14 protein-coding genes are annotated in these 16,294 nt (G+C 69.9%); 5 read left to right on the forward strand and 9 right to left on the reverse strand.

The features are described from left to right. Positions 1–97 precede the first annotated feature (97 nt). Positions 98–1,234 (forward strand): dipeptidase, encoded by a 1,137-nt coding sequence (locus ACFYNL_RS28300; RefSeq protein ID WP_388807920.1) that lies wholly within the window; start codon positions 98–100, stop codon positions 1,232–1,234. A 51-nt stretch (positions 1,235–1,285) separates the two neighbouring features. Here the strand turns inward: ACFYNL_RS28300 and ACFYNL_RS28305 are convergent, their stop codons facing one another. Then, positions 1,286–1,672: a VOC family protein gene (locus ACFYNL_RS28305; RefSeq protein ID WP_388807922.1), complete on the reverse strand. Its 387-nt coding sequence runs from the start codon at positions 1,670–1,672 to the stop codon at positions 1,286–1,288. Positions 1,673–1,719: 47 nt separating this feature from the next. After that, entirely contained in the window at positions 1,720–2,079 is a 360-nt protein-coding gene (locus ACFYNL_RS28310; protein ID WP_388807923.1) for a VOC family protein, read from the reverse strand. Between the two features lie 118 nt (positions 2,080–2,197). Here ACFYNL_RS28310 and ACFYNL_RS28315 point away from each other — a divergent pair, with 118 nt between their 5' ends. Next, positions 2,198–2,698, forward strand: a complete 501-nt coding sequence (locus ACFYNL_RS28315) for a CGNR zinc finger domain-containing protein (RefSeq protein ID WP_388807925.1) — start codon at positions 2,198–2,200, stop codon at positions 2,696–2,698. Positions 2,699–2,849: 151 nt separating this feature from the next. Here the strand turns inward: ACFYNL_RS28315 and ACFYNL_RS28320 are convergent, their stop codons facing one another. Beyond that, positions 2,850–4,193 carry a UDP-glucose dehydrogenase family protein gene (locus tag ACFYNL_RS28320; protein ID WP_388807926.1) on the reverse strand — a complete coding sequence of 448 codons (1,344 nt, stop codon included), beginning with the start codon at positions 4,191–4,193 and terminating at the stop codon, positions 2,850–2,852. Between the two features lie 189 nt (positions 4,194–4,382). Between ACFYNL_RS28320 and ACFYNL_RS28325 the strand changes: the two genes are divergently transcribed. Continuing rightward, positions 4,383–5,540, forward strand: coding sequence for an acyl-CoA dehydrogenase (locus tag ACFYNL_RS28325; protein ID WP_388807928.1), 1,158 nt, complete (start codon positions 4,383–4,385; stop codon positions 5,538–5,540). Between the two features lie 67 nt (positions 5,541–5,607). Here ACFYNL_RS28325 and ACFYNL_RS28330 read toward each other — a convergent pair whose 3' ends face one another. Then, positions 5,608–6,165, reverse strand: a complete 558-nt coding sequence (locus ACFYNL_RS28330) for an acyl-CoA thioesterase (protein WP_388807929.1) — start codon at positions 6,163–6,165, stop codon at positions 5,608–5,610. A gap of 118 nt (positions 6,166–6,283) precedes the next feature. On the opposite strand from ACFYNL_RS28330, the gene ACFYNL_RS28335 reads away from it, so the two are divergent. Beyond that, positions 6,284–7,552, forward strand: coding sequence for an LCP family protein (locus tag ACFYNL_RS28335; protein WP_388807930.1), 1,269 nt, complete (start codon positions 6,284–6,286; stop codon positions 7,550–7,552). A gap of 60 nt (positions 7,553–7,612) precedes the next feature. Here the strand turns inward: ACFYNL_RS28335 and ACFYNL_RS28340 are convergent, their stop codons facing one another. Both ACFYNL_RS28340 and ACFYNL_RS28345 read right to left on the reverse strand, forming a co-directional pair. Then, positions 7,613–7,975: a four-helix bundle copper-binding protein gene (locus ACFYNL_RS28340; RefSeq protein WP_388807931.1), complete on the reverse strand. Its 363-nt coding sequence runs from the start codon at positions 7,973–7,975 to the stop codon at positions 7,613–7,615. Positions 7,976–8,182: 207 nt separating this feature from the next. Beyond that, positions 8,183–9,634 (reverse strand): LCP family protein, encoded by a 1,452-nt coding sequence (locus ACFYNL_RS28345; protein ID WP_388807933.1) that lies wholly within the window; start codon positions 9,632–9,634, stop codon positions 8,183–8,185. A gap of 142 nt (positions 9,635–9,776) precedes the next feature. On the opposite strand from ACFYNL_RS28345, the gene ACFYNL_RS28350 reads away from it, so the two are divergent. Further along, the gene (locus tag ACFYNL_RS28350; RefSeq protein WP_388807935.1) at positions 9,777–10,805 is read left to right on the forward strand and encodes a glycosyltransferase family 2 protein; all 1,029 of its coding nucleotides are present in this window, start codon (positions 9,777–9,779) and stop codon (positions 10,803–10,805) included. 28 nt (positions 10,806–10,833) lie between these two features. On the opposite strand, the gene ACFYNL_RS28355 is transcribed toward ACFYNL_RS28350, so the two are convergent. From ACFYNL_RS28355 to ACFYNL_RS28365, 3 genes are all read right to left on the reverse strand, one after another. Then, positions 10,834–12,420 carry an LCP family protein gene (locus ACFYNL_RS28355; protein WP_388807936.1) on the reverse strand — a complete coding sequence of 529 codons (1,587 nt, stop codon included), beginning with the start codon at positions 12,418–12,420 and terminating at the stop codon, positions 10,834–10,836. A gap of 430 nt (positions 12,421–12,850) precedes the next feature. After that, complete coding sequence (locus tag ACFYNL_RS28360; RefSeq protein ID WP_388807937.1) at positions 12,851–14,644, reverse strand: LCP family protein; 1,794 nt, start codon at positions 14,642–14,644, stop codon at positions 12,851–12,853. Between the two features lie 224 nt (positions 14,645–14,868). Further along, positions 14,869–15,924, reverse strand: a complete 1,056-nt coding sequence (locus ACFYNL_RS28365) for an LCP family protein (RefSeq protein WP_388807995.1) — start codon at positions 15,922–15,924, stop codon at positions 14,869–14,871. Positions 15,925–16,294: the final 370 nt, after the last annotated feature.

Below are 16,294 nucleotides of genomic sequence, written 5' to 3' on the forward strand. Positions count from 1 at the left end.
TACCCCCGAACGCCCCGTCCACCAGGAAGCAACACCGGGTCCGTGCGACGGTGAACCGTACTGCTGATCAGGACGCCGAGCACGTACGGAGACCGCCATGGCAGACCTCAAGGACGAACTGGACGCCGGCTCCGAGGTCGGCGAACTCGATGACCTGTCCGACCGGTCCGCCCGGCTCCCCGACGAGCCGTCCGCAAGCGTCACCGGAACCGGCGAGGACACCGACGCGGACCTTCTCGACCGCGCCCACGCCCTCCTGGCCGCCCACCCCGTCGCGGACGGCTACAGCGGGCTGCCGTGGGCCCTGCGCCACCTGACCTTCTTCGACCTGGAGCTCGGTGAGAGCGCGGTCGACACGGACATACCCCGCATGCGCGAAGGCCACGTAGGCGCGCTGTTCTGGGCGCTGCACCTGCCCGAGGGGATCGGCGGGGACCGTGCCGTCGCGGCCACACTGGACCAGCTGGACCTGGTCAAGACCGTCGTACGGGCCCATCCCGACGGGCTGCGCCTCGCCGACGCCCCCGGCCCGATCACCGACGTGCGGCACCGCGGCCGGGTCGCCGTCCTGCCAGGCCCGGCAGGAGCCACGGCCATCGGCGACTCGCTCGGCATCCTGCGTTCCCTGCACGGTCTCGGACTGCGCGCCCTGACCCTGTGCGGCACCTCCTGGGCGAGCGAGGCGGGGCTGACCCGGTTCGGCGAGGAGGTGCTGCGCGAGATGAACCGCCTCGGAGTGCTGGCCGACCTCTCCGGTGCCTCCGAGGACACCGTGCGCAGGGCGTGCGCCGTGTCCAAGGCGCCGGTCCTGTGCGCGCGCTCCGCAGCCCGCGCCCTGCGCCCCCATCCGGCCAACCTCAGCGACGAACTCCTCCGCCAGCTCGGCGCCGCCAAGGGCCTGTGCATGGTGCCGCTCACCGCCGAGCAGGCCGGCCCGACCGTCCGGGACGTCGCCGACCACCTCGACCATGTGCGCGAGGTCGCGGGCCCGGAGTGCGTCGGCCTCTCCGGCACCTACGACGCCGGCACCGCCCATCCCCAGGACCTCGCCGACGCCTCCCGCTACCCCCACCTCATCGCCGAACTGCTCCGCAGAGGCTGGCCCGACTCCGATATCGCCCTGCTGACCTGGGGCAACGTCCAGCGGGTGCTGCGCGAGGCGGACTTCACGGCGCGGGAGGCACAGCGGCGCCGGGAGCCGTCGACGGCGAAGATCGCGGATTTCGACGGCTGACGGGTCCCGGGCCCGGCAGAGGGATCACCCGTGCCCGATCCGGCAGAGGGATCACCCGTGCCCGATCCGGCAGAGGCAGAACGGGTGCCCCGCAGGATCGGCGTACACCCGGAAATCCTCCTTGTCCTCCGCGTGCAGCAACCGCGCGCCCAGCGCCAGCACCTTCTCCTGGGCCGCCTCGACCTCCTCCCAGGTGGACCCCGCGTCGAAGTCGAGGTGGAACTGCTGGGAGTTGCGGTCGGCCCGCGGCCACTCCGGCGCGGTGTACCCGGGCGCCGGCTGGAAGGCGAGGCGCGGCCCGCCCGGCAGCCGGAGCACGACCCAGTCCGGGTCCTCTTCCTCCGGTGTACCGCCGCCGATGCCGGCGTAGAAGCGGGCCAGGGCGCTCGGGTCGGGGCAGTCGATGACGACGGAGCGCAGGGCTGCCACTGGGGCCATGACTTCCTCCCGGCGGATCAGGCGCGATCAGACGCGATCAGGGGCGATCAGCAGGCGCACAGGCAGAACGGGTGCCCGGCAGGATCCGCGTAAACCCTGAAGGTCCGTGTGCGGTCCTCGGTGTCCAGGGGCTTCGCGCCCAGGGCCAGGACCTCCTTCTCGGCCGTGTCCAGGTCCTCGACGGTCAGGTCCAGATGGAACTGCTGCGACTGCTCGGGCGACGGCCACTTCGGCGGCACGAACCCGGGAGCGGCCTGGAACGCCAGCGTCCGTCCGCCGGGCAGTTTCAGGTCCACCCAGTCCCCCTCGCCCTCGACGCTGCCGCCGACGACGCGGGCGTAGAAGTCGGCGAGTGCGCGCGGGTCGGGACAGTCCAGAACGACGGCGCCCAGTTCGGCGATGGCCATGGCTTCCTCCTCGAAGCGTCTGTTACCTGTATTCGGCCTTAACAGGTAACTGCGTTACCGCATACTCCCGTATTGGCGGTAACGTCGCAAGGGGAAATGCGGGAGGTAGCGTGCAGCCATGAGTGAGAGATCGCCCGCGCCCGGAGGGCTGGGGCTGGTCCAGTCCCTGGTCAACACGCTGGACGTGGAGTCGGGTGCCGACTCGCTGGACACGGCGGAGGGCCGGGCGCGTTTCGGGCTGGCGGAGGAAGAGCTGCCGCGAGCGCGGGAACTGCGGGAGTCGCTGCGCGTGGTGCTCCTCGCTCACGCGGGCCACCCGCCGCACCGTGAGGTGACGCCGCTCGGCGAGCTGCTCTCCGCGGCCCCGCTGCTCGTCCGGGTCGATCCCGAGGACGGCTCGGCCATGCTCTGCGCGGCCGACGACACTCCGCTGCTCTCCCGGGTCGCGGCCGCTGTCGCCCGGTCGCTCGTCGAGGGCACCTGGTCACGGCTGAAGGCGTGCGAGGCGGCCGACTGCCACTGGGCCTACTACGACCGCAGCCCTGCCGGCCGCGGCCGCTGGTGCTCGATGCAGGTGTGCGGGGCACGCGCGAAGATGCGGCGCTACCGAGCCAAGTGAGCCTTTTCGAAAGGTTGTTGAAGATTCACTCGGCGCCGGGCGGCCGTTGTGGGGCAGAATGCCACAAGACGCCGTTTCGGCCGACTGAGCCTCGGCCGAAACGGCGTCACCCGTCCGCGCCGCGCGGCTCCACCTGGCCCCGTCCCAAGGGTCAGGCCGTCGGCCGGCCCATCGCCCGGTAGGTCCAGCCGGCACTGCGCCAGACCTCCGGGTCGAGCGCGTTGCGCCCGTCCAGCACGACCCGGGCCGCCGCGACCTCACCCAGCTGCGCCGGGTCCAGTTCGCGGAACTCCCGCCACTCCGTCAGGTGCAGGACGACATCGGCGCCCCGCACCGCCTCGATCGCGCTGTCGGCGTAGCCGAGGGTGGGGAAGAGGCGGCGGGCGTTGTCCATGCCCTTGGGGTCGTACACCGTGACCTGGCCGCCCTGGAGATGGATCTGCCCGGCGACGTTCAGCGCGGGCGAGTCCCGTACGTCGTCCGAGTCCGGCTTGAAGGTGGCGCCGAGCACGGCGACCCGCTTGCCCAGGAACGGCCCGCCGCCCAGCGCCTGCCGCGCCAGCTCCACCATCTGACCGCGCTGGCGCATGTTGATCGAGTCGATCTCGCGCAGGAAGGTCAGCGCCTGGTCGGCGCCCAGCTCGCCGGCCCGGGCCATGAAGGCGCGGATGTCCTTGGGCAGGCAGCCGCCACCGAACCCGATCCCGGCCCGCAGGAACTTCTTCCCGATCCGGTCGTCGTAGCCGATGGCCTCCGCGAGCTTGGCGACATCGCCGCCGGCGGCCTCGCACACCTCCGCCATCGCGTTGATGAAGGAGATCTTGGTGGCGAGGAAGGAGTTGGCGGAGGTCTTCACCAGCTCGGACGTGGGGAAGTCGGTGACGACGAAGGGGGAGCCGTCGGCGATCGGCGTCGCGTACACCTCGCGCAGCAGCTTCTCGGCCCGCTCGCTGCGCACGCCGACCACGATCCGGTCCGGGTGCAGCGTGTCCTGGACGGCGAAGCCCTCGCGCAGGAACTCCGGGTTCCAGGCCAGCTCCACCTCGCCGCCCCCGGGAGCCAGCTCCAGGATGCGGGCGGCGAGCCGGTCCGCGCTGCCCACCGGCACGGTCGACTTGCCCACCACCAGGCAGGGCTTGCGCAGATGCTTGGCGAGCGATTCCATGGCCGTGTCGACATAACTCATGTCACACGCGTACTCGCCGTGCTTCTGCGGAGTGTTCACACACACGAAGTGCACATCGCCGAACTCGGCGACCTCCGCCCAGTCCATCGTGAAGCGCAGCCGCCCGGTGGAGCCCTCGATACCGGCGACGTGCTTGCGCAGCAGCTCCTCCAGACCCGGCTCGAACATCGGGACCCGGCCCTGGCCGAGCATCTCGATCTTCTCGGGCACCACGTCCAGTCCCAGCACCTCGAAACCGAGTTCGGCCATGGCCGCGGCGTGGGTGGCGCCGAGATAGCCGGTACCGATCACGGTGATCTTCAGGGCCATGGAGACTCCAGCAAGAGGGACGGAGGCAGTGCGGGCTTGAGCATAGTCGGAGGGCTTGACGGGCAGCGTTCCAGCTGTCGCCAAGCTCACGTATCACTCCCGTGAGCCGACCCTTAAAATTTGAGTTACTTAACGGTAGTTAGCGCGCATCGCACACAGACACACAGCGTCCTTGGAGCGTGAGAAACCTTGGCCGGATCGGCTGACTTCGACTTGTACCGCCCGTCCGAGGAGCACGACATGCTCCGTGACGCGATCCGCTCACTGGCCGAGGCGAAGATCGCGCCGTACGCCGCCGCGGTCGACGAGGAGGCCCGCTTCCCGCAGGAGGCGTTGGACGCCCTCGTCGCCAATGACCTGCATGCGGTGCACGTGCCCGAGGAGTTCGGCGGCGCGGGCGCGGACGCCCTCGCCACGGTGATCGTGATCGAGGAGGTGGCCCGCGTCTGCGCGAGCTCCTCCCTCATCCCGGCCGTGAACAAGCTGGGCTCGCTCCCGGTGATCCTCTCCGGCTCCGAGGACCTGAAGAAGAAGTACATGACCCCGCTCGCCAAGGGCGACGGCATGTTCTCGTACTGCCTCTCCGAGCCCGACGCCGGTTCGGACGCGGCCGGCATGAAGACCAAGGCCGTCCGCGACGGCGACCACTGGGTCCTCAACGGCGTGAAGCGCTGGATCACCAACGCCGGCGTCTCCGAGTACTACACGGTGATGGCCGTGACGGACCCGACGAAGCGCTCCAAGGGCATCAGCGCCTTCGTCGTCGAGAAGTCCGACGAGGGCGTCTCCTTCGGCGCTCCGGAGAAGAAGCTCGGCATCAAGGGCTCCCCGACCCGCGAGGTCTACCTGGACAACGTCCGCATCCCGGCGGACCGCATGATCGGCGAGGAGGGCACCGGCTTCGCCACGGCGATGAAGACCCTGGACCACACCCGCATCACCATCGCGGCGCAGGCCCTCGGCATCGCGCAGGGCGCCCTCGACTACGCCAAGGGCTACGTCCAGGAGCGCAAGCAGTTCGGCAAGCCGATCGCCGACTTCCAGGGCATCCAGTTCATGCTCGCCGACATGGCGATGAAGATCTCCGCCGCCCGCGCCCTGACCTACCAGGCCGCCGCCGCCTCCGAGCGCGGCGACGCCGACCTCACCTACCTGGGCGCCGCCGCCAAGTGCTTCGCCTCGGACGTGGCGATGGAGGTCACCACGGACGCCGTCCAGCTCCTCGGCGGCTACGGCTACACCCGTGACTACCCGGTGGAGCGCATGATGCGGGACGCCAAGATCACACAGATATACGAGGGCACGAACCAGGTTCAGCGCATCGTGATGGCCCGCAACCTGCCGTAACGGCTGCCGAGTAGATGACTGAGGGGCGCCGTACCGGCGCCCCTCACTCGTCGGGACGTTCCGGCCCTCAGTCCTCGAACCCCTCCGCCGCCCGCTTCTCGCGCAGTTCCTTGATCGCGCGACGGCGGGCGAGCCGGTGGGTCCGCCGGATCTGGGCCTCCTGGTAGCGCCGCTTGTCGCGCTCGGTCTCCGGAATCACCGGCGGCACCTGGCGCGGCTTGCCGTCCGCGTCCACCGCGGCGAACACCAGGTACGCCGAGCCGACCTGGGTGGGCGGCGCCGACTCGTTCCAGCGCTCCGCCAGGACGCGTACGCCGACCTCCATCGAGGTCCGGCCGGTCCAGTTGACCTGCGCCTTCACATGCACGAGGTCACCCACCCGCACCGGCTCGAGGAAGGCCATCTCGTCCATGGAGGCGGTGACGGCGGGGCCGCCGCTGTGCCGTCCGGCCACGGCACCCGCCGCGTCGTCGACGAGTTTCATGATCACGCCGCCGTGCACCGTCCCCAGAAGGTTGGTGTCGCTGTGGGTCATGATGTGGCTCAGGGTGGTGCGGGATGCGGCTGTCGGCTTGCCCGGGATCTCCGGAGTGCCCGACTCCGCGGCGGTGACCTGGTCTGTCATGACCTCCACCCTATGCCGCGTCGTCATTCGCGGACTTTGTGTTGGGTTCGCAACAGCCGTGCCCCTATTTTCCGCCGAAGCTTGTAAGACACCTGGCCGGGCCCTGCACACTAAGCGCATGAATGACTGGCCCCAGGGATGGTCCGACGACAACCGCGGCAACCACTACGGACGCGGCAGCGCGAGCGCACAGCCGGAGAGCGCGCGCGTGATGCGGCAGGTCCGCCGCGGCCAGGCGGCACCGCCCGGCCAGGGATACGGCGGCGTGCCGCAGCAGCCGTCGTACGTCGACGGCCGGGGCCACGGTGGCTACGACGACGGGTACGACAGCGGCTACAACACGGGCCAGGTCTACGGCGGCGCGGGCGGCTCCGGCGGTACGGGGATGCGCGAGCCGCGCCCCGCGCCGAACTGGCGGCGCCGCATCAAGGTGACCTCCATAACCGTCGTGACGGTGCTGCTGGTCACGACCGTCGCCACCTACTTCTGGGCCGACTCCAAGCTCAACCGCGAGGTCGACCTGTCCAAGGTCATCGACCGGCCGGAGGCGGGCGAGGGCACGAACTACCTGATCGTCGGCTCCGACAGCCGTGCGGGCATGTCGGCCGAGGAGAAGAAGAGGCTGCGCACCGGGTCCGCCGAGGGCAAGCGCACGGACTCGATGATGATCCTGCACACCGGCAGCAACGGCGACACGCTGATCTCCCTGCCGCGTGACTCGAACGTCACGATCCCGTCCTTCAAGGGCTCGGACTCCGGCAAGTTCTACAAGGGCACCGGCCGCCAGGTGAAGCTGAACGCGGCGTACGCGGAGGACGGCCCCGAGCTCCTGGTCCGCACCGTCGAGGCCAACACCGGTCTGCACATCGACCACTACGTCGAGATCGGCTTCGCGGGCTTCGCGAACATCGTGGACGCGGTCGGCGGCGTCGAGATGGACATCCCGCGGGACATCAAGGACTCCAAGTCCGGCGCGGACTTCAAGAAGGGCAAGCAGACCCTGAACGGCGAGGAGGCGCTCGCCTTCGTCCGTACCCGGTACGCGCTCGCCGGTTCCGACCTGGACCGTACGAAGAACCAGCAGAAGTTCCTGTCCGCCCTGGCCAACCAGGTCGCGACCCCGGGCACGGTCCTCAACCCGTTCAAGCTGTACCCGACCATGGGTGCCGGCCTGGACTCCCTGATCGTCGACAAGGACATGGGCCTGTACGACCTGGCGTCCATGTTCTGGGCGATGAAGGGCGTCAGCGGCGGCGAGGGCAAGTCCATGAACATGCCGATCTCGGGCAACTCCGCGAACGGCAACCTCCAGTGGGACACCGCAAAGGTGAAGCAGCTGGTGGAGCAGCTCAAGAACGACGAGAAGGTGACCGTCTCGGGCAAGTGAGCCGCACCCCGCGGACGACGAGGGCACCCCCGCCGGGGGTGCCCTCGCATGCGTCCGGCGTCACATGGTGGCGCCCGCCATCGTGCGACAGCTCTCGGCGCAGCGGCGACACGCCTCGGCGCAGCGCATCATCTGGGGATCGTCCGGCATGGACATACACGCCTCGGCGCACATCTCACAGGCCTTCGCGCACATCGCGCACATCTCGGCCGACATGGGCGAGCGGCGCATCATCATGTCCGCGCACATACGGGTCGTCTCGGCGCAGTCCATGAGCGCCCGCATGATCTGCATCTGCGGCTGACCGCCCATCTGCATGCAGGAGCTCATCGTCTCCTCGCAGATGGCGTGGCAGGACATGCACGCGTCGACGCAGGCCTGCATCTCCGTGCTCATGGCGCTCATGGTTCCGGGCTGGGTCATGGCTCCTCCTCGGGGTGCTGGAGCCCGGGAGCGGGCCCCGTGCCCTTCCGTCCTACGCCCGCCCGGGCCGCTGCGCCATCGGTGGGAGGGGACGATTCCGGTCGGATGCCGCATCTGCGGGGCCCCCGACGGTCCGCCGGGGCTGCGGGCATGAACCCATTGGAGTGACGGCCCGCATCTGCCCGGACACCAGGCGTGACCTTCCGCCTACGAGCACCCCGCCTCGTCACCCCGCAGCACGACGGCCTCGCCCTGCGCATCCTCCGCCCGCACCTTCCTGACCTGCTTGAAATCCTCCCCGACGATCACCTTCAGGGTCGGCCCCAACCCCTTCACCGGTCGCAGCTCGCTCCCCGGCAGCGCGGCCGCCAGGGACCTCGCCGAGCGGTCCCAGCCCGGGTCGTGCGCGACGACCGTCCGCTTCGTCGCGCGGTCCGCCGCGAACGCCGGCCGCCCTGTCGTGCGGAACCCGGTCGCCGCCAGCGCGGCGTCGACGCGTTTGCCAAGGTCCTCCGTCCGCGTGCCGTTCTCGACCTGGACGTGGATCTCCCGCGGGGCGACCTCCACCCGGACCGCCTTGCGCTTCGACCGGTGCGCGGCCAGCGGTCGGTCCTCACGCAGAGCCCTGAAGAGGCGCTCCGCCTTCACGGTGTCCCACTTCACGGTGGAACCGACGCCCTTCACGGTGTACCCCATCTGCTTGATCGGCACGGTCGTGAACTCCGACGACGACGGGGAGAAGTTCCGCATCGCCCGTCCCAGGTCGAGCAGCTCACCCGTCCCGAACCCCTTGTCGGCCCGCACCGAGCCCAGCACCGCCCGTGTCACGTCCCGGAACCGCATCGGGTTCAGCAGGATCCCGGACGACGTCGCCCGCTCGATCAGTGCCGCCATGAAACGCTGCTGGCGCTGCACCCGGCCCAGGTCGGAGTCGGTGTCGATGTGCCGGGCGCGGACGAACTGCAGTGCCTCGCCGCCCATCAGCCGGTGCGTGCCGGCCGACAGGTCGAGGCCGGTGTAGGAGTCCTTCAGCGGTGCGGCGGTGCAGATCTGCACCCCGCCGAGCACATCCACCGTCTTCATGAAGCTGGTGAAGTCGACCTCCAGATAGTGGTCGATCTTCACATGGGTCATGTGCTCGACCGTGCGCACGGTGAGGTTCGGCCCGCCCTCCGCGTACGCCGCGTTGATCTTGATGGGGTGTGCCTTGTGCCCCTCGCCGGCCGGCACCTCGGCGTAGGAGTCGCGCGGCAGGCTGACCACGCTCGCCCGCTCCCGGTCCTCCGAGATGTGCACGATCATCATCGTGTCGGTGCAGTGGCAGGGGGCGCCGCCCAGCCGGTACTTGCGCCGCTCCTCCTCGCTGATGCGGTCGCGGCCGTCGGTGCCGACGAGCAGGACGTTCATTCCGTGCCCGGCCTGCGGCCGGTTCTTCATGTCCTTGAAGGGGTCCACGCGCGCGATCTTCGCGTCCAGGCTGGTGACCACCGCGTGCCCGATCCCCGCGGAGGCGAGGACCACGACGGACAGTGTGGTCACCGCCCGCATGGCCCACCGCGGCCTCTTGCGTCGCACGGGCGCGACCGGCCGCGCCCCGCGGCGGGACGGCTGCGTGCGGCGCTGCGCAGGAGGGGGAGACTGGCGGGGCGGCGTGGGCATGGGGGAGATACCTCCACTGTCGCTTGCCCTGGGGGCCGTACGTGGATCCGTGAGCACCGTAGGCCCATACGATCTGCTGACCGGTGCAGCGACCCCGGCGGCGCGCACCGCTGTCCCCCGTTCGCGGTAACGTGAGCCCCCTATGAACGCCAAGCCCGACGTGCAGCTCCCCGCCGTGTCCGTCATCATGCCCGTCCTCAACGAGGAGCGGCATCTGCGCGGAGCCGTCCAAGCGATCCTCGCGCAGGAGTACGCCGGCGAGATGGAGGTCGTGATCGCCCTCGGTCCGTCCACGGACCGCACGGACGAGATCGCCGCCGAGCTCGTGGCCGAAGACCCCCGCGTGCACACCGTCCCGAACCCGACCGGCCGCACCCCCGCCGCCCTGAACGCGGCGATCAAGGCGTCCCGCCACCCGATCGTGGTGCGCGTCGACGGCCACGGCATGCTCTCGCCGAACTACATCGCCACCGCCGTGCGGCTCCTGGAGGAGACCGGCGCGCAGAACGTCGGCGGCATCATGCACGCCGAGGGCGAGAACGACTGGGAGCACGCCGTCGCGGCCGCGATGACCTCGAAGATCGGGGTCGGCAACGCCGCCTTCCACACCGGTGGCGAGGCGCAGGCGGCCGAGACCGTCTACCTCGGTGTCTTCCGGCGCGAGGCGCTGGAGCAGCAGGGTGGCTACAACGAGGAGTTCATCCGCGCCCAGGACTGGGAGCTCAACTTCCGGATCCGTGAGGCGGGCGGGCTGATCTGGTTCTCACCGGAGCTGAAGGTGTCGTACCGCCCGCGGCCTTCGGTGAAGGCCCTCGCCAAGCAGTACAAGGACTACGGCCGCTGGCGGCACGTCGTCGCCCGCTACCACTCCGGCTCCATCAACCTGCGCTACCTCGCCCCGCCCACCGCGGTGTGCGCGATCGCGGCGGGCCTCGTGGTCGGCGCCGCCCTGACCCCCTGGGGCTTCGTGATCCCCGGCGGCTACCTCGCGGCCATCACCGCGGGCTCCGTCCCGGCCGGCAAGGGCCTCCCGCTGAAGGCACGCCTGCAGATCCCGGTCGCTCTCGCCACCATGCACATGTCCTGGGGCTACGGCTTCCTGACCAGCCCGCGGTCCCTGGCGAAGAAGGTCATCGCGTCCCGCCGCCCGGCAGTGCTCAGCGTCGACTGAGCCCGCCGGGCGGGCGCCCGTCAGCGCGTCACCAGGTGAAGTTCGGGTCGACCTTCATACACGCCTTGGTGTCCGAGGCGTTCAGTGCCTCGGCCGTGTCCGGCGTCCTGTCGTTCTGCTTCGGGGCCTTGTACGCCGTGCCCTCGCGCCAGTCGGCGCCGACGACGAGGATGACACCGGAGACGTCCGTGGACTTCTCCACCGCGCTCATGGGGATACCGAGGGCCTTGGCGACCCGCTGGGCGTCGCCCTCCAGTTCGGCGCTCGGGTAGCGGACGACCGTCGTCTTCTCGATCGGCGCGGCCGACTGGTCCGCCACGGCCCGGGTGAAGCCCTCGTCGGCCAGTGCTCCGGCGACGGCGTGCGCGCGACCGCGGACCGGGGCGAGAGTGTCGGTGCGGGTGCCGTTCTGCACCTGGACGGCTATCTCGCCGTCCGCCGCGGCCGGGTCCGAGGAGGTCTTCTCCTCAGGGGTCTTCTTCTTGTCCTTGCCGTCGAGGGAGATGTCCTCACGCACCAGCCGGAACAGCTGGGAGGCGTCCTCGGTGGGCACCACCCGGCCGGTCTGGATGGTGTCGTACGCGTTCGGCATCGTCGTCATGGTGATGCGCGAGGTGGGCACCTTCTTCAGCTCGCCCGCCAGGTCGTACAGCTTCGCCACCGTGCCCAGGCCCGGGTCGACGGTGAGCGCGTTCGTGGCCGCCTCGGCGAGCTTGCGCAGCTTGTTCGGGCTGCTCAGCTTGGCGTTCTTGCGCAGCTCGCGGACCATCGAGTTCATGTACTGGTGCTGCGCCTTGGCGCGGGCCAGGTCGCTGCCGTCCTCGAAGCCGTACCGGGTGCGCAGCCACTGCAGGGCCTGCTCGCCCTTGATGTACGTGGTGCCCTTCTCCAGCTTCAGCCCGGAGCCGTGGCCCTCGCGGTCCTTGGAGTGGATGTTCTTGTTCACGCAGACCGGGACGCCACCGATGGCGTCCGCCATCGACACCACGCCCGAGAAGTCGATCATCATGAAGTGGTCGATGTGGATGTCGGTCAGCTTCTCCCACGTCGCCACCGTGCACCCCGGGCCGCCGCGGCCGAGCGAGCGGTTCGTCATCGCGCGCCGGATGGCCGGGTACACGTCACCGCTGTCCGGGTCCGTGCACTTGGGTATGTCCACCAGTGTGTCGCGCGGCATGCTGACGACCGACATGTTGGTGCGGTCCGCGGAGACGTGCAGCAGCATCTGGACGTCGGCGAGCGGGGTGCCGCCGAAGGTCTCCTTGGCACCGCCCAGCTTCTGGTTCTCCTTGCTGTCCCGTGCGTCCGAGCCGATCAGCAGGATGTTCAGCGGCGTCTGACCGAACGCGTTCGCCTCGGTCCGGGCGGCGCGGTCCTTGGCGTCGCCGATGTTGAGGTCGTCCTTCTTCAGGTTGCCGTTGAGGTGCTGGTAGTAGAGATATCCGGCACCCGCGGTGCCCAGTACCACCACCGCCAGAACCGTCGCCGACCAGCGCAGCACACGCCGCCTGCGGGGCCTGCCGCCGATCTTCCGGTCGTCCGTGCGTCCCTCGCCACCGTGCCGGCCGTCCAGGTCGGCCGGCGTGTCCTGGTCGGCCCGCGGGGTGAGGGACATGGTGTCCTCCACCGCGGGGACCTCCCCTCGCACACTGCTCTGCGCCAACTCTCCGCCCTTCCCCACCCTTTGCCCGGCACGGCATCGCTCCGCGCCGGACCTCCCTGACCGATGCGGAGCGAACCATGTCGAGCCAGCCTGTCCGACACCGGTTCACAACCTGTCAGACCCGTATGCATCCGGGTCGGGTTGGCCACGTGTCGGCAAAATCCAGCCTTGGTACGGCCTGTGATGCGTCCGGCCGATACCGCCTGACACACCCATGTCCTGTGTCAGACCAACGAGGGCCTGCCACAGTTGCCCTCCTCACCGAAGATTTCGCGCCAGAGGGTTCACACGGCGGACGGATCCGCGCCGAAACAGGCCCGTTCCGTACCGAAACGGGCCCGCGTTCACCCCGGGCGCTGTGCCGGGCGGGCGCGAGGGACCGCTACGACGCGCACTTGACCTTGTCGGCCGTGGACTTCTCCACGTCCGGCGCCTTCGTCGGAGCCGTGAGCGGTACGCCCGCCCCCTTGAAGTCCTTGCCCAGCGTGAGCGTCATCGTGGGCAGGCCCTGGGAGTTGGTCACGCTCTCGCCGGGCTTCATCGCGGAGCCGGCGAGCCCCAGGATGGCGGCGAGCCGACGGGCCTGGTCGGCCTGGTCGGGGCCGTACTCGAGCGTCGTCTTCGCGAGCGTCGCCGGGGCGTTGCCCGCGTTCTCGGACTTGGTCACGCCCTCCTCGGTCTGCAGCCAGGTGAGGGTCTCCTGGGCGCTGCCCGCGGGCGCCCCGCCGTTGAAGACCTGCACCCGCACCTCGGAGGGGTCGGCCTTGGTGCCCTTGAGCCGGGCGGCCACGGCGGCGGCCTCCTTCTTCTTCTGCTGCTTGGCGTCGGTGAAGGAGACGTCGTTCTGGATCGCCTGGAAGACTTCCTGAGCCGGCTTCTCGTTGAGTACGACGGTCGCCTTGACCTTCTCGGCCGGGTTGTCGATCACCGGGATCGTGGTGAAGGTCAGGTTCTTGGTGTCGAGCTTGCCCAGCTCCAGACCCAGGTCCTTCAGCTTGTCGATGCTGTCGAGCTGGGAGTCGACACTCAGCGCCTTGGTGCCCGCCTCGGCCAGCTTGATCATCTTGGTCGGGCTGGTGAGGGTGTCGTTCGACTTCAGCTTGCGCATCAGCGCGCTGAGGAACTGCTGCTGCAGCCCGATCCGGCTCAGGTCGCCGCCGAAGCCGACCGAGTGCCGGGTGCGGACGAAGGCCAGCGCCTGCTCGCCCTCGATGACGTGCTCGCCCTTGGGGAGATCGAGGTGCGAGTCGGGGTCCTTGATGTCCTTGGCCAGACACACCTCGACGCCCCCGACGGCCGAGGTGAGCGTCTTCACCGCGTTGAAGTCGGCCACGATGAAGTTGTCCGGCTTGATTCCGGTGAGTTCGGTGACCGTGCGCGCGGTGCAGCTGGGCGTACGGCCCTCCTGGCCGAGGCTGGTGTTGAAGCGCACGCCGGTCCCGCCCGAGATGACCTTCTGGGAGCCGTCCTCCTGCGTCGTCGGGCAGTCCGGGATGTCGACGATCAAGTCGCGCGGGATGCTGAGCGCGGTCGCGTTCGAGCGGTCCTTGGAGACGTGGAGCAGGATCGTGGTGTCGGCGTGTCCTTCGCTGCCCTTGTCGCCGTAGCTGCCGTTGCCCGCGCCCGTGCGCTTGTCCGTGCCGATGAGCAGGATGTTGATGGCCTTGTCCTTCTGGAAGCCACCGGTGCTCGCGCCGTCGTCGGAGATGGACTGGATGTTGCCGTTGAGGTGCTCGATGTAGAGGTAGGCGCCGGCCGCGGCGGCGACCACCACGAACGCCATCACGCCACCGGTCCACAGGAGAGCCTTCTTCGCCTTGCTCTTCTGCTTCACCGGCCGTCGACCACGCCGCCCCGGCGGCTCCTCGGGCGCGCCGCGACGCCTGCGCTGCGAGGGGACCTCACGTCCGGGCGCCGGTCTCGTCTCGCGTCCCGGCCCCGGCGCCGCGGTCCGGCTGCGCGCGGGGCCCGGCGCACCGGCCGCGCCCTTGGCGCTCGCGGCCCCGGCGGCGCGTGAGGCGGCGCCTGCGCGGGAGGCGGATCTACGGGGCCCGGGGACCGATGACTGCGGTGCGGAAGGAGTCAGTCGCAGTTCGTATTCGCCGGTGTTCGGATTGAGCACCCACTGGTCTGCGGGATCGATGTCGTCCGCCCGCCCACGGCCTTGCGCGTCCACGGTTGTCTGAATCCTCCGTCGGGGCCACGCGGCGCCTTCCCCCTCCAAGGCGCTCGGGTCTCGGTCAAACAGTGCGCAAGCCTAACTACGGCCGGGTGCACCGGATCGCTCACACTATCCGCCCAGTTCAGCGTCGAGCCACGACGGTGACAAATTCCACGTCCCTACAACTGGGCAATCCGCCCCATTTCTTTGAATTGTGCTTCGCCGGCTTGGTGAGCGTTTTACCCGCAGGGGTTCTCGGCGGCGGTGTTGCCGCGGAAGGTGGGGGGCGGGGAAGGGGGATCGGAGACGTCGTTCGGCCCGCGCATACCGGGCGAATCCACTACTTTCACCGGCGTGTCGGTGCGCAGCCGCTCGAAGAGGCGCTCGGCCTCGGGCTCCACGAGTTGGTCGCGATTGGCGTTGTGCGCGTAGGCCTCACGAGGAACGGTGAGGAATTGCACGCGTTCGGTGGGGATGTCGCGGACCCCGCGCACAAGTTCGTACAAACCGCGCAAGCTGGCCAGGTCCGGGTCGGTGGTGAGGGAGGACGTGGCGGCGTCGAGCACGGGGTAGAGCCGGACCGGGTTCAGCAGGACGTCGTTGCTCTGCGCCTTGTGCACCAGGGCGGCGAGGAAGCGCTGCTGGCGCTCCATACGGTCGGTGTCGCTGCCGTTGCCGAGGGACTTGCGGGCGCGGACGTAGCCGAGGGCCTGCTCGCCGTCGAGGGTCACCTTGCCGGCCGGGAGTCTGAGTTTGGCGGCCTTGTCGTCGATGGGTTTCGCGAGGCATATCTCGACGCCGTCGAGTGCGTCGACCATCTTCTTGAAACCCTGGAAGTCGACGACCACGTGGTGGTCCATGCGGATGTCGGTGAGCCGTTCCACGGTGCGGATGGTGCAGGCCGAGCCGCCCACCTGGAAGGCGTAGTTGAACATCGCGAACATGGGGGCGCTGCGGGTGCCGTCCCGGCGGCGGCAGCCGGGGACGTCGACCATCAGGTCGCGGGGTATCGACACGGCGGTGGCGCTGCGGCGTTCCGCGGAGAGGTGCAGCAGGATGGTGGTGTCGGAGCGCGCGGTGCCGGAGTCACGGCCGTAGCGGCGGTTTCCGCTTCCTGCCCTGGAGTCCGACCCGATGAGCAGGATGTTCTGGGCGCCGCGCACGAGTGAGGTGGGGCGTTCCTTCTCGTACCGGGCGAGTTCGGCCGCGGCGGCCTCGTCGGGGGTGATGTTGGAGTCGAGCTTGGCGTAGACGGCCCACCCGGCCCCGCCGGCGGCCACGACCAGCAGCCCCATCCCCAGGGCGCCCCGCCGCGCCCACCGCCACCGACGTCTCGACGAGACGCGCCCGACGACACCGGAAGCTGCGGGGCGTGGTCGTGCGGTGCCGGTCACGTCGGGCTCCACTCCTCAGCTGTGGTGTGGGCTGCTCTTACGACGATGGCTCGGATCGGGGGGTGGGGGTGGGTGGTGGTGGGCTGAACGGGTGACGGGGTGGTGGGGGTGGGTGTTGATGCTTGCGGGTGGTGGGTGCGCGGTGCCTGCGGCGCCTGTGCGGGTTCGGTGGGGGTGCGTGTCGCGCCTGGGGGTGGTGGGTGGGGCGGGGCCCGGGCCGGGGGGGGGGGGGGGCGGCGCGGGGGGGGGGGGGGGGGGTGGGGGGGTGGTT

It is taken from the genome of Streptomyces sp. NPDC007808 (genome assembly GCF_042868655.1).
Lineage (GTDB): Bacteria > Actinomycetota > Actinomycetes > Streptomycetales > Streptomycetaceae > Streptomyces.

Excerpts from the sequence above, each read along its gene's own strand:
- ACFYNL_RS28300 (WP_388807920.1), top strand. The coding sequence starts at position 98 with ATGGCAGACCTCAAGGACGAACTGGACGCCGGCTCCGAGGTCGGCGAA.
- ACFYNL_RS28305 (WP_388807922.1), bottom strand. The coding sequence starts at position 1,672 with ATGGCCCCAGTGGCAGCCCTGCGCTCCGTCGTCATCGACTGCCCCGAC.
- ACFYNL_RS28310 (WP_388807923.1), bottom strand. The coding sequence starts at position 2,079 with ATGGCCATCGCCGAACTGGGCGCCGTCGTTCTGGACTGTCCCGACCCG.
- ACFYNL_RS28315 (WP_388807925.1), top strand. The coding sequence starts at position 2,198 with ATGAGTGAGAGATCGCCCGCGCCCGGAGGGCTGGGGCTGGTCCAGTCC.
- ACFYNL_RS28320 (WP_388807926.1), bottom strand. The coding sequence starts at position 4,193 with ATGGCCCTGAAGATCACCGTGATCGGTACCGGCTATCTCGGCGCCACC.
- ACFYNL_RS28330 (WP_388807929.1), bottom strand. The coding sequence starts at position 6,165 with ATGACAGACCAGGTCACCGCCGCGGAGTCGGGCACTCCGGAGATCCCG.
- ACFYNL_RS28335 (WP_388807930.1), top strand. The coding sequence starts at position 6,284 with ATGAATGACTGGCCCCAGGGATGGTCCGACGACAACCGCGGCAACCAC.
- ACFYNL_RS28340 (WP_388807931.1), bottom strand. The coding sequence starts at position 7,975 with ATGACCCAGCCCGGAACCATGAGCGCCATGAGCACGGAGATGCAGGCC.
- ACFYNL_RS28345 (WP_388807933.1), bottom strand. The coding sequence starts at position 9,634 with ATGCCCACGCCGCCCCGCCAGTCTCCCCCTCCTGCGCAGCGCCGCACG.
- ACFYNL_RS28350 (WP_388807935.1), top strand. The coding sequence starts at position 9,777 with ATGAACGCCAAGCCCGACGTGCAGCTCCCCGCCGTGTCCGTCATCATG.
- ACFYNL_RS28355 (WP_388807936.1), bottom strand. The coding sequence starts at position 12,420 with ATGTCCCTCACCCCGCGGGCCGACCAGGACACGCCGGCCGACCTGGAC.
- ACFYNL_RS28365 (WP_388807995.1), bottom strand. The coding sequence starts at position 15,924 with ATGGGGCTGCTGGTCGTGGCCGCCGGCGGGGCCGGGTGGGCCGTCTAC.